The organism is Rhodococcus sp. 06-418-5, from assembly GCF_002258285.1.
Taxonomy (GTDB): Bacteria; Actinomycetota; Actinomycetes; order Mycobacteriales; family Mycobacteriaceae; genus Rhodococcoides.
The window spans coordinates 156,704-169,209 of the sequence record NZ_NOYE01000012.1; the positions used below are offsets into that span (position 1 = coordinate 156,704).

The 12,506-nt window shown below is 66.6% G+C and carries 12 protein-coding genes; 9 read left to right on the top strand and 3 right to left on the bottom strand.

What is annotated here, in order from left to right; all coding sequences use genetic code 11:
• From CH274_RS06405 to CH274_RS06415, 3 genes are read right to left on the bottom strand one after another with little or no spacing between them, the layout of a single operon-like run.
• Positions 1-1,248 (bottom strand): glycosyltransferase family 4 protein, encoded by a 1,248-nt coding sequence (locus tag CH274_RS06405; protein ID WP_094656987.1) that lies wholly within the window; start codon positions 1,246-1,248, stop codon positions 1-3.
• Positions 1,245-2,777, bottom strand: a complete 1,533-nt coding sequence (locus CH274_RS06410; RefSeq protein ID WP_094657240.1) for a 1,4-alpha-glucan branching protein domain-containing protein — start codon at positions 2,775-2,777, stop codon at positions 1,245-1,247. The genes CH274_RS06405 and CH274_RS06410 overlap by 4 nt, the downstream gene beginning before the upstream one ends.
• A gap of 23 nt (positions 2,778-2,800) precedes the next feature.
• Positions 2,801-3,640: a class I SAM-dependent methyltransferase gene (locus tag CH274_RS06415; protein WP_094631810.1), complete on the bottom strand. Its 840-nt coding sequence runs from the start codon at positions 3,638-3,640 to the stop codon at positions 2,801-2,803.
• A 155-nt stretch (positions 3,641-3,795) separates the two neighbouring features.
• On the opposite strand from CH274_RS06415, the gene CH274_RS06420 reads away from it, so the two are divergent.
• The 9 genes from CH274_RS06420 to CH274_RS06460 all read left to right on the top strand — a co-directional run bounded on the left by CH274_RS06420 (position 3,796) and on the right by CH274_RS06460 (position 12,484).
• Positions 3,796-4,596 carry an electron transfer flavoprotein subunit beta/FixA family protein gene (locus CH274_RS06420; RefSeq protein ID WP_032397738.1) on the top strand — a complete coding sequence of 267 codons (801 nt, stop codon included), beginning with the start codon at positions 3,796-3,798 and terminating at the stop codon, positions 4,594-4,596.
• Between the two features lie 42 nt (positions 4,597-4,638).
• Positions 4,639-5,595 carry an electron transfer flavoprotein subunit alpha/FixB family protein gene (locus CH274_RS06425; protein WP_094656988.1) on the top strand — a complete coding sequence of 319 codons (957 nt, stop codon included), beginning with the start codon at positions 4,639-4,641 and terminating at the stop codon, positions 5,593-5,595.
• A 146-nt stretch (positions 5,596-5,741) separates the two neighbouring features.
• Positions 5,742-6,560: a GNAT family N-acetyltransferase gene (locus tag CH274_RS06430; RefSeq protein WP_094656989.1), complete on the top strand. Its 819-nt coding sequence runs from the start codon at positions 5,742-5,744 to the stop codon at positions 6,558-6,560.
• Complete coding sequence (locus CH274_RS06435) at positions 6,557-7,483, top strand: lysophospholipid acyltransferase family protein (protein WP_230596999.1); 927 nt, start codon at positions 6,557-6,559, stop codon at positions 7,481-7,483. Before CH274_RS06430 ends, CH274_RS06435 begins: the two co-directional genes overlap by 4 nt.
• A gap of 82 nt (positions 7,484-7,565) precedes the next feature.
• Positions 7,566-8,804: a cysteine desulfurase family protein gene (locus tag CH274_RS06440; RefSeq protein WP_045195660.1), complete on the top strand. Its 1,239-nt coding sequence runs from the start codon at positions 7,566-7,568 to the stop codon at positions 8,802-8,804.
• A complete protein-coding gene (gene mnmA, locus CH274_RS06445; RefSeq protein WP_032397742.1) occupies positions 8,804-9,892 on the top strand; it encodes a tRNA 2-thiouridine(34) synthase MnmA in 1,089 nt (362 codons plus the stop codon). The genes CH274_RS06440 and mnmA overlap by 1 nt, the downstream gene beginning before the upstream one ends.
• Positions 9,889-10,908 carry a methionine synthase gene (locus tag CH274_RS06450; RefSeq protein WP_094631808.1) on the top strand — a complete coding sequence of 340 codons (1,020 nt, stop codon included), beginning with the start codon at positions 9,889-9,891 and terminating at the stop codon, positions 10,906-10,908. Before mnmA ends, CH274_RS06450 begins: the two co-directional genes overlap by 4 nt.
• Before the next feature lie 132 nt (positions 10,909-11,040).
• Positions 11,041-12,228: a GGDEF domain-containing protein gene (locus tag CH274_RS06455; protein WP_052050278.1), complete on the top strand. Its 1,188-nt coding sequence runs from the start codon at positions 11,041-11,043 to the stop codon at positions 12,226-12,228.
• A gap of 73 nt (positions 12,229-12,301) precedes the next feature.
• On the top strand, positions 12,302-12,484 hold the full coding sequence (locus tag CH274_RS06460) for a hypothetical protein (RefSeq protein ID WP_032398339.1): 183 nt from the start codon (positions 12,302-12,304) through the stop codon (positions 12,482-12,484).
• The last annotated feature ends 22 nt before the right edge of the window (positions 12,485-12,506 follow it).

Genomic DNA, 12,506 nt, shown 5'->3' on the forward strand with positions numbered 1-12,506 from the left:
TCAGGTACGGCCGGGCAGAGCGCGCTCGACGATGTGCGGTCGGGCCAACGGATGCCGAACTTTGCGTTTGGCTTCCAGATAGACCTGGGCGGTCGTCTCGGCGACGTGCTTCCAGTCGAAGTCGACGGTGAGGCGTTCGCGGGCGGCCACGGCCCTCTCCTGTGCGGCGTCCGCATTGTCGAGAACGCGCCGCACTGCAGCGGCCAGCCCGCCGACGTCGCCGGGCTCGAAGGACAGGCCGGTCACGCCGTCGACGATCGCTTCACCCAGACCGCCTGCCGTGGACGCGACCAGCGGGGTGCCCGCGGCCGCGGCCTCGAGCGCGATGATGCCGAAAGGTTCGTACCGACTGGGAAGGACGATGGCGTCGGCTCCGTGCAGCCAGCCGAGGAGTTCGGTGTGGTCGAGATTGCCCAGAAACGACACAGCGCGGGCAACCCGGTGCGTGCGCGCCAGCCCGGCCAACCAGGCGAACTGTGTTCCTTCGCCGGCGATGTGCAGGGTGGTACCCGGGTGGCTCCGTCGGATGCGGGGCAGAGCTGCGATGGCATCCTGGATGCCCTTCTCGTACTCGAGGCGGCCGACGTAGAGCAACTTGGCCGGCTCGGATCGAGGCTCTCGTCGCCGAAAGTTCCAGGTGGAGCGGTCGATTCCGTTGCGAATCACCGTCACCGACGACTTAGATACTCCGAACAGGGTGGTGACCTCGTCCTTCATCGATGTCGAGCAGGCGATCACCGCATCGGAATCGTTGGCGAGCCACCACTCGACGGAGTGCACCTGGCGGTTGACGCGCCCGGATATCCACCCGCTGTGGCGTCCGGCCTCGGTGGCGTGGATGGTCGAGACGAGCGGTACGTCGTAGAACTCGGCGAGTGCGATCGCCGGGTGTGCGACGAGCCAGTCGTGGGCATGAACGACGTCGGGCTGCCAACCGTCACCCAGACCGGGCTTTCCCAGCGCGACGCCGGCACGCACCATCGCGTGCCCCATCGCGAGGGTCCATGCGAGCATGTCCTCCCCGAAGACGAAGTGGGCCGGGTCCTCGGCGACGGCGACGACGAGCACCCCGTCCTCGATGTGGTGAGACGTCGGGTGGGTGGCGGCGTCGGTTCCGGTGGGGCGACGCGACAGAACCACGACCTCGTGTCCGCATCGAACCAACTCGGTTGCCAGGTGGTGCACGTGCCGGCCGAGTCCGCCGACCACAACGGGTGGGTACTCCCACGACACCATCAGGATTTTCATCGACGCCCCCCTACACCTTCTCGCTCACGGCCACCGTGTGCACCGGGCAGCCGGCGCGCATCCAACGCAGGAAACAGTCCGTCCGCGCGGTTCCATTGCCGAGCCAACTCGTCTGCACGGACAGGTGATCCAGCTGCGGCCGCGGCAGCGATCTCGCGCAGCGCATGTGCATGGACGTGCGCCCGCTCCCGCGCGTAGCCTGCGGCGGAATCCTTGCTGACCATGAATGCCCAGTCGCTGGCCACGGCCATCAGTGTCTCACGCAGTATCTGATCGTTGACGCGATTGCGTAGTTCGGGTCCACCGGCGCGACGCCGAGCGTCTCGGGCGGTATCGACGGCGTCGAGAGCGGCCCGGGACACCTCGGAATTGAGCGCGACCAGATCGGCTACGTCGTCGCCCGCCCACACGCGCCAGTCCTTGCCCGATCCCCACGACGAATCCTGCAGTTCGAGCGGCGCCCCGACGTAACCCTGCTCGCGGGCGTCGTTCAGCGTGCCGACGGTGATGCCTGCGGCGGGAAGCGCGCGCATGAGCTTGCCGAGCCACTGTGGGCCCTCGTGCCACCAGTGCCCGAACAGCTCGGTGTCGAATGCTGCGACGACCAGGGCGTCGCGTCCGATGCGCTCGGATTCGGAGATCAACCGCCTGCGCACCACATCGACGAAGTCGGCGACGTGACGGTCCACCGTCGCCGCGGCCCGTTCGGGGTCGTAGGGAGCCTTGTCGTTCGACGCGACCGAGCGGCCGGTGACCCGGGCCGGTTTGAGACCGGTGGCGTGATCGTAGGTGTGGAAATCCCGATAGGAACCGTGGCCGGGATAGCCGGACTTCGGTGACCACACGCGGTAGCTGACCGGGAGATCGCGTCCGAACGCGACGACGTCGGAGTCCCACACCGGCCTGCCGAGGGAGGTGTCTCCGCGCATTGCCGGACCGTCGACCATGAAGTGCGAGACCCCGGCCGCGGCGTACTCGGTTTCCATGCCCGGGGTGAATCCGCATTCGGGTGCCCAGATCCCTCGGGGCGTTGTGCCCCACCGGGTGTGGGCGTCGAGCAGTCCTTCTCGGAGCGAGAAGGCGCGCAGTCGGGGATCGAGCAGCGGCTGGAACGGGTGCGCCAAGGGTCCACCCAGCAGTTCGACGGTTCCGGTGTCGATCAGCGGTCGAAGGACCGCGGACCCGCCGTGCCGCCACCGGGTCTCGAATCGATCGAGCGCGGCGGCAGAACCTCGGTGTTCCCGAACGGACAGGTCGCGGTCTGTCGCCTCGTGGGCTCTGAGCTGCCAGTTCCCGAGCCAGTGGTGCATTCCGGACAGGCAGTGTGGATCGTCGAGTTGAGCGGCCAGTACCGGGGTGACCCCCAGCGAGAGCACGTTGCCGTGGCCGTCCTCGGCCAGCCGTTCGAGCGTCTCGGTGATCGGTAGATAGCAGTCCGCCCAGGACTGGTACAGCCATTCCTCGCCGACGGGCCAGCGCCCGTGATTGGCCAGCCACGGCAGGTGGGAGTGCAGCACGAGGGAGAACATGCCCGGCACGGTGGCACCGGATGTCACCCGATCACCGCGCTCGAACTCTTGCGGGCGACTGCGACCAGATCGAGGCTGTCGTCGATGCGGTCGGCGGCGATGTCGAAGTCCTCGATCGAGATGGCCGCGACGTCCTCGGTGAGTTCGGCCGGCCAGGGCTCACCGGCCAGAGCCCGTTCGATCTGTGCGTCGATGAACGAACCGCCGTGCTTGGCGTCGAGTGCGGCCAGCGTGCGTCCGTGCCGGACTCCGGTGATTTCGTCGACCTCGAGCCGAGCGTCCACGAGAAGCTCGGTGAGTTCGGCCGCGTCGAGTTCGCGGGTGTGGAACGGGTTGAGCGGGGTGTCGCGTCCGGGCGAGAACGTGATGCGGTTGGGCGTGCTGATCAACAGAATGCCGCCGGGCGCGAGCACCCGGTGCACCTCGGCGAGGAACGCACCCTGATCCCAGAGGTGCTCGATCACCTGGAAATTGACGACGACGTCGATCGAGGAATCGGCGACCGGGAGGCGGTCGAGGTTGCCGCGCAGCATCGTCACCCTCGGGTAACGGGCGTGCACGTGCGCGGCGGCCGACCTGTCGTAGTCGAGACCGAGGACTGTCGTCGCGACATCGGCAATCATGTTGGCTCCGTAGCCTTCTCCCGATCCCGCTTCCAGCACCGTTCGGTCGCGGCAGTGCTCGACGAGTGCGCGGTAGACCACCTCGTGGCGGCGGAACCAGTAGTTCTCCTCGGCGATGCCGGGCACGGTGCGCTCCCCGGTGAGGGGCAGTGGTGCCGGTGCCGGTGCCTGAGCCGATGAATCGTTCACCGACGAAAGGTTAGTGGAGACGCGGGGGAGGTAAGCCAACGTGGTCTCCATAACAGTCGGGGTACAGATGTATGGTCGGACAGGCAGGGAGGTATGTTACCCACGGGTAACTACGGTGAGGTAACCTCGTCCCAGACCGTAGAACTGCACGAACCGTTAGAACACTCACGATCAGCAGAACATGACCAGGAGGTCGACGCAGACCCATGACGAACATCGTTGTTTTGATCAAGCAGGTTCCAGACACGTGGTCCGAGCGCAAGCTCACCGACGGTGACTACACCCTCGATCGCGAGGCTGCCGACGCCGTCCTCGACGAGATCAACGAGCGGGCCGTCGAAGAGGCACTGCTCATCAAGGAAGCCCAGGGCGGTGAGGTCAAGGTTCTGTCCGCAGGCCCCGATCGCGCCACCGATGCCATCCGCAAGGCCCTGTCGATGGGTGCAGACAGCGCAGTGCACCTCAACGACCCGACCCTGCACGGCTCCGACGCGATCCAGACCGGGTACGCGCTGGCCGCAGCGCTCGGCAACGTCGCATTCGAGAACGACGAGCCGGCCGATCTCATCATCGCAGGCAACGAGGCCACCGACGGCCGCACCGGTGCCGTTCCGGCGATCATCGCCGAATACCTGCAGATCCCGGCCCTGACGCAGCTGCGCAAGCTCACCGTCGCGGACGGCAAGGTCACCGGCGAGCGGGAGACCGACGAAGGCATCTTCGGCCTCGAAGCCGCGTTGCCCGCCATCGTGAGCGTCACCGAGAAGATCAACGAACCGCGCTTCCCGTCGTTCAAGGGCATCATGGCCGCCAAGAAGAAGACGGTGCAGACCATCACGCTGGCCGATATCGGTGTCGAGGACGGCATCGTCGGCGTCGACAACGCGGGTACGACCGTCACGTCGTCCACCCCCAAGCCTCCCAAGACTGCAGGCGAGCGGCTCACCGACGAGGGCGACGGCGGCGACAAGATCGCCACCTACCTCGTCGGCCAGAAGATCATCTGATCCCGCCCCACCGAGCAATCGAAGACAAACGAGGAGCAAGTCATGGCAGAAGTACTCGTGCTCGTGGAGCACGTCGAGGGAACACTGAAGAAGGTCAGCACCGAGCTGATCACCGCCGCTCGTGCGCTGGGTGAGCCGTCCGCGGTCGTCACCGGCCCGGTCGGCACCACCGACAAGGTCGCCGACGCGCTGACCGAAGCCGGTGCCGAGAAGATCTACGCCGCCGAATCCGACGCGGTCGACGGATTCCTGGTCACCCCGAAGGTCGACGTGCTGTCGGCTCTTGCGGAGTCGGTCTCGCCTACGGCGATCATCACCGCAGCCACGATCGAGGGCAAGGAAGTTGCGGGTCGACTCGCAGCACGCCTCGGCTCGGGCTACCACAACGACGTCGTCGCACTGAACGGCGACGGCAGTGCCGTCTACTCCATCTTCGGTGGCGCGTTCACCGTCGAGGCCAAGGCAAACGGCGACGTTCCGGTCATCTCGCTGCGCCCAGGTGCAGTCGAGGCCGAGCCGAAGGCCGGAGCGGGCACCCGCGAAACCGTCGAGGTCCCCGCGCAGGAAGAAGGGGCCGTCAAGGTCACCTCGCGTGACCCGATCGTCGGCGGCGACCGTCCGGAGCTGACCGAGGCGTCGGTCGTCGTGTCCGGTGGACGCGGTGTCGGCAGTGCCGACAAGTTCTCCGTCGTCGAGGAGCTGGCCGACTCGCTCGGTGCCGCAGTCGGTGCTTCGCGCGCCGCTGTCGACTCCGGCTACTACCCGGGCCAGTTCCAGGTGGGTCAGACGGGTAAGACCGTCTCCCCGCAGCTGTACGTCGCACTGGGTATCTCCGGAGCCATCCAGCACCGTGCAGGCATGCAGACCTCGAAGACGATCGTCGCTGTCAACAAGGACGAGGAAGCGCCCATCTTCGAGATCGCCGACTACGGCATCGTCGGTGACCTCTTCAACGTCGCACCGCAGCTGACCGAGGCAGTCAAGAAGCACAAGGGGTAGCTCCGAGCGCTGTTCCCCGACAGGCCCTCACCGCCCGCGCGGTGAGGGCCTGTCGTGTCGATCGGCGCAACCTTGTTCACGCAAACTCTTCCGACACGTTTCCCCGACGATGCCCGGTGGCCTTCCCCGCTCGTTAGACACACCTCATGACCACTTCTGTCATGAGCTCGACTGCATCGATCGTCCCGGCCACCGACCGCTACTCGCTCGTGTTGTCCACCGACCCGGAGCACCGACTCGCCGCGCAGCGTCTGCGCTACGAGGTGTTCGCTTCCGAGCCGGGATTTTCCGTTCCCACCGATACCGACGGCCTCGACGCCGATCGGTTCGACGAATTCTGTGATCACCTGCTCGTTCGTGACCAGTGGACCGACACGTTCGTCGGCTGCTACCGCATGTTGCCGCCGCAGGCCGCCGTCTCTGCCGGTGGGTATTACACGGCAACCGAATTCTATATATCCGCACTCGATCCCGTCGGCATGAATATCGTCGAAATGGGAAGGGCTGCGGTTCATCCCGATCATCGGTCCGGATCCGTCCTTGGGCTCATGTGGGCAGGAATCCTGCACTACCTCGATGTGACGGGATACGAGTGGGTGATGGGCTGCGTGTCGGTGCCCATGCAGTCGGCACCGGGGGACCCCATCGGGGCCAACGTTCGCAGTGTTCGAGACCGCCTGTTGAGCAAGCACGCCACGCCGCTCGACCGTCGGGTCAGGCCGTACTCTCCGGTCGTCGTCGACGGGGTGGACCTGATCGACATCGAACCCGCGGCGCGAACGTCGATGCCGCCGTTGATGAACGGCTACCTTCGGCTCGGTGCCTCCATCTGTGGTGAGCCCGCCCACGATCCCGAATTCGGTGTCGCGGACTTCGTCGCGGTGCTCGGCCTGCACGAGGCCAACACTCGCTATCTCGACCGCTTGCGCTCGGCAGCAACGACGTTCGAGTCGGGTGTCCGGTGACTCGACCGATCGAGCACGCGCACGCGTGGATGCCGTCGTCGCCGTGCAGTGACGGCTGTCTGCCGAAGAACCCACCGACGGTGGGACGAATCGTCCTCGTGCTGCGAGTCGTACTGGCGCTGGCCGCGTTCGGGTTACTGCCGGTGCTGGTCGTCCTCGGGGTCCCGTTCCCGCGGGTTCGCCGTTCGCTGACGCGGATCGGCGCTCGGACCCTGCTGTTCGCCATCGGAATCGACCTGACCGTGCTCGACGCCCGCTCGGAACGGGAGCGCTCCCGAACCGCTGCAGGCGCACTGCACGTCGCCGGTCACATCTCCTGGACCGACGTCGTGGTACTCACTGCAGTACAGCCATCGACCTTCGTCGCGCGTGCCGACCTCATCGACTGGCCGGTGCTCGGCCGCCTCGCGCGGGCCATGAAGGTACTTCCGATCGATCGAGCTCGACTGCATCAGCTCCCAGGCGTCGTCGATCAGGTGGCCGATCGCGTCCGCGCAGGCGGATCGGTCGTCGTCTTCCCCGAAGCCACCACCTGGTGTGGTCGCGCGTACGGCTCGCTTCGGCCTGCGCTGCTTCAGGCCGCGATCGATTCGGAGACCTGGGTACAGCCGATTCGACTGCGCTACCTCGACCGGACCGGCGAACAGACCACCGCAACGTGCTTCGTGGGGGACGAGACGATCGGCGCATCCATCGGCCGGATCTTCCGATTGCGAGGCCTGCGTGCCGAGGTGGAGTTCACCGCCCCGGAGGCACCCGGTGGCGATCGACGCGACCTCGCTCGACGATGCGAGGTGGCGATTCGACGCGACGGAGTGGAGCTTGCGGAACGATACGGGAAGGACGTCTTCGACCCCACCGTGCACGAGGTGATGGCCGAGTCCGAACGCAGGCCGATGCCGCCGACGGTTGCGGCGGCCTGAACGAGCATCGATCACCGTGACCGCGGACCCACCTCGCGCAGGTAGGTCCGCGGTCACGGCAGCGGGTATCGTCTAGCCTGTTATGCCTTCAGTGCGCAGTACGACTGCTTCCGTCCCGCCGCGGCCACCGGTGTACCTCGATCACGCAGCGACGACCCCGATGCTGCCGAGCGCGATCGAGGCGATGACCGCTGTGTTCGCCACGGTGGGCAACGCGTCCTCGCTGCACACCTCCGGGCGGTCCGCTCGGCGCCGAGTGGAGGAATCGCGCGAGTCGATCGCTGCGGACCTCGGCGCGCGCCCGTCCGAGGTGATCTTCACCTCCGGTGGTACCGAGAGCGACAACCTCGCCGTCAAGGGCATCTTCGCGGCCCGGCGCGATTCGGACCCCGCACTGACCAGGATCATCGCCAGTTCGGTGGAGCATCACGCGGTGCTCGACGCGGTGGAGTGGCTCGTCGCACACGAAGGTGCGAGCGTCACCTGGCTCCCGGTCGATACAGAGGGGCGGGTCACTCCGGACGCGCTGCGTGCCGAGCTGGCCCTGCATGCCGACGAGACTGCGCTCGTGACCGTGATGTGGGCCAACAACGAGATCGGAACCGTCATGCCGGTCGCCGAGCTCGCGGCCGTGGCCGCCGAATACGGAGTTCCGATGCACAGTGACGCGGTCCAGGCGGTGCCGCATCTGCCCGTCGGCTTCGCCGAGAGCGGTCTGTCCGCGCTCAGCATCGCGGCACACAAGTTCGGTGGACCGCAGGGGGTCGGTGCACTTCTGCTCGGCCGCCAGGTCCCGTGCGTTCCGCTCTTCCACGGCGGGGGGCACGAGCGAGACGTTCGATCGGGCACTCCGGACACTGCGGGCGTCGTGGCCATGGCGGCTGCGCTGCGTACGACCGTCGAGAACTCGGCGCGGCACCGCGCCGAACTGAGAGCACTGCGCGACCGGTTGATCGTCGGGATCAGAGACGCCGTTCCCGACGCCGTCCTCAACGGGCCGGAAGGCGACGATCGGCTGGTCGGGAACGTGCACTTCACCTTTCCCGGGTGCGAGGGTGATTCGCTGTTGATGTTGCTCGATGCGGCAGGCATAGAATGCTCGACGGGCTCGGCGTGCACTGCCGGCGTGGCCAGCGCCAGTCACGTTCTGATCGCGCTCGGGTGCGATCCGGCCGTCGCCCGCGGATCACTGCGGTTCTCGTTGGGAACCGGCTCGTCCGAATCGGACGTCACCACTGTGCTTGCGGCTCTGCCGCAGGTCGTCGAACGCGCTCGTGCCGCCGGATTGGCCGGCGTCGGAGCTCGAGGAGGAAATCGCTGATGCGTGTTCTGGCTGCTATGAGCGGGGGAGTCGACTCGGCCGTTGCCGCGGCCCGTGCCGTGGACGAGGGCCACGACGTCGTCGGTGTGCACCTGGCTCTGTCGACCGCTCCCGGCGCTCTGCGCACCGGTTCGCGTGGTTGCTGCTCCAAGGAAGACGCCGGTGACGCTCGTCGAGCTGCCGACGTACTCGGAATCCCTTTCTACGTATGGGATTTCGCGGATCGCTTCAAAGAGGACGTCATCGACGATTTCGTCGCGTCCTATGCCGCAGGTGAGACCCCGAATCCGTGCCTGCGCTGCAACGAGAAGATCAAGTTCTCCGCTCTGGCCGACCGCGCTCTCGCTCTCGGCTTCGATGCCGTCGCGACCGGGCACTACGCGCAACTGCACGACGGAGTGCTGCGACGTGCCGTGGACGCGGACAAGGATCAGTCGTACGTGTTGGCCGTGCTGAACCGGGCCCAGCTCTCGCGTGCGATGTTCCCCATCGGGGACACCCCGAAGTCCGAGATTCGCGAGGAGGCTGCCGAGCGTGGGTTGGCCGTCGCCGACAAGCCGGACAGTCACGACATCTGCTTCATCCCGTCGGGCGACACTCGCGCATTCCTCGGCGCGCGGATCGGCGTACGCCCGGGCAAGGTCGTCGACTCCGAGACCGGAGCCGAACTTGCCGATCACGAAGGCGTGCACGGGTTCACCATCGGGCAACGCAAGGGCCTCGGCGTGGAAGGCCCGGCCGCGGACGGCCGTCCCCGCTACGTGACGTCGATCGAACCCGACAGTGGCACCGTCATGGTCGGCTCGGCACAGAAGCTCGACGTCTGGGCGATCAGTGGAGATCGCGCGGTATGGACCGAAGGTACCGCCCCGACCGGCCCCATCGAGTGCGTCGTCCAGGTCCGTGCGCACGGCGGACTGACCGAGGCGGTCGCCGAGGCAGCGGGTGACGGCATGGAGATCCAACTGCGGGCTCCACTGACCGGTGTGGCCAAGGGCCAGGCTGCGGTGCTGTACCGCAAGGACATTCACGGCGACATCGTCATCGGCAGCTCGACCATCTCGGGTACTCGATCCGAGCGCGAGTGACCCCGGGCGTCTTCGCTGGACTGGCGACCGGCATCGGTTCGTGGCCGGGCACCGACATCCGTGAGGCCGCCGCGGTCGTCGTCGGGGAGTTCACCGAGCTCCCACACGTCGTCGAACTTCCGGCTCGCGGCCTCGGTGCGGACATGATCGGACGCACCGGAGCCATCATGGTCGACGTCGAGCTCGACGTGCGCACCTCCGGTTATCGCGTCGTGCCACGCCCGATGCTCGCCGGCCGGCGGGCGACCGATTTCCTGGCCGAGGACCTCGACGTGCTCGAGGAACTGTGGGAGGTGTCGGGGCTTCGCGGCAGCGGCCGCACCATCAAGGTCCAGGCGGCCGGTCCGTTCACGATGGCGGCGCAGGTCGAACTTCGGCACGGGCATCGGGCCCTGACCGATCGCGGTGCGCTGCGGCATTTCGCCGAATCCCTCGGCGAGGGACTGCGCCTGCACTGCGCGGAAGTGACGCGTCGGCTCGGAGTCGACGTCCTCGTTCAGCTCGACGAACCCAGTCTCGCAGCCGTTCTGGCCGGCAGCCTGACGGGCATCACCGGGCTCGATTCTGTGCGGGCAGTCCCGGAACCGGATGTTCTCGACCTGCTCGATTCGTTGATCGAGACGATCGATCGTCCCGTTGCCGTCCACTGTTGTGCCGGCGACGTTCCGTTCGATCTGCTTCGCCGTTCGCGCGCGGTCGCAGTCGCCGTCGACGCGACTGCGCTGCGCCGCAGCGATTTCGACGGAGTCGGCGAGCTGCTGCAATCCGGCAAGACACTGATGCTCGGGTTGATTCCGTCCGAAACGCCGGAGCGGCCACCGCATTGGCGCGAACTGGCCGAGCCGGGCGTCACGTTGATCGACCGACTCGGATTCGACAGATCGATTCTCGCCTCCCATATCTCCGTGACGCCTGCATGTGGATTGTCCGGAAGTACACCGGAGTGGGCCCGTCGCGCAACAGGACTCGCCCGCGACGTGGCTGCCGCGTTCGCGGATTCCCCCGATTCGTTGTGAGATCACACAGCCGCTCGCAGTGAAACGCTGTCGACTTCGGGCCGATCGAACCCACTGCTGTTAGGACGCCGAACAGGTGTGACACTATTCACATGGCCGTCGGGGGTCTGTTGAACACGCGGGAGTTCGGAAATGGCATCAGGTGGTCGCGACTTCGACGAGGTCGCCTCCCTCCGGCGTTCCGGCAGGCACCGTCGAGGACTCGTGGCGAAACTGGCCGCGGCCACCTCCGACTGGTACCGAGCGCCGCACGATTTCGAGTGGATCATCAATCACAGATCGACCCGTCCGCTGACCGGGATCATCCGCGTGGTGTTCGGCACCGCCACGCTGATGTACGCCGTCACCTCGATCTTGATGCTGTTCAGCGATCTCGGGCCGCAGGGACCGACGGCCATCGGCTGGGTCCTCTTCGTTCTGGTCACTCAGGTGTTCGTCGCCGCCCGGTGCGTGCTCGGCCCGATCCCGGGAAAGAAGTTCTTCGTCGCGTTCCTGGCCTTCGGGGACATTCTCACGACCTCGGTGTTGATTCTGTACGCGCCTGTCGCGTCCCTGATCGGAACGGTGTTGTTCGCCGTCACAGGAGCGTTCTGCACCTACTTCCTCAGTCCGCGACTGCTGGTGGCGCATCTGGTGTGGACCGCAACGTTCATCGTCGGTTTCGGTATCCGCACCTTCCTGTCGGTGACGAGCGACGAGGTGGACTACATCGACGGGCCCGCGGTGGTGACGGCGACGGTGGTTCTGCTCCTGGCGACGGTGGGAGTACCGGTGTTCGCTCAGGTGGCCTGGACGACGCTGTCCAACGACGCCAAGCGGTCGGTTCTCGATCCCCTGACCGGGGTGTACAACCGGCGCGGCATCGACAGTGAACTGCTGGACTTGTGGCACGAAGCCGGTAAGCGCGGCATGTCCATGGCTTTCCTGGTTGTCGACATCGACAAGTTCAAGGCCGTCAACGACCGATTCGGGCACAGCCGCGGCGACGAAGTGATCGTGCGGGTCGCAGATCGGCTGCGCCGCGTGGTCCGGCATCAGGGGGGAGTGCTCGCTCGAACCGGTGGCGAAGAGTTCCTCGTCGCCATGGTCGGTGATGCGCGGGGGATGGTCGATCTCGGCTTCGACATCGTTCGGGTCCTCTGGGACCGCCGCGACGACATCCCCGTCACCGTCAGCGTGGGAATGGCGTTGCTGCGCGAGGACTCGGCTCTGTGGGACGTCGGTACGTCCGTCGTCGGCAGAGCAGCCCGTACGGCGGATGCGGCGATGTACCGGTCCAAACAGTCCGGTGGAAACAGTTTGGTCGTCGAAGAGATCTGAGGCCTCGAACCGACGTGCGTCGATGCGTCGATGCGCCGGTGTGCTCGGGTGCGACCTCTGCGATGATCGTGCGATGTATCGGCTATCGGATGCCCAGCGACGTGGACTACCCGCCGGAGTGCTGTTGTCGGTGATGGCGTCCGTGCTCGGCGGTATCTACGCGGACTCTTTCGTGACCGGCTTCGCTCTGACCGCCGGAATCTGCGCGGTGGCGATCGTCGCCGCGACATTGCTGCTGGGACTCATGGGTCGCTAGCCGCACGGTGTCGGCCGATGGG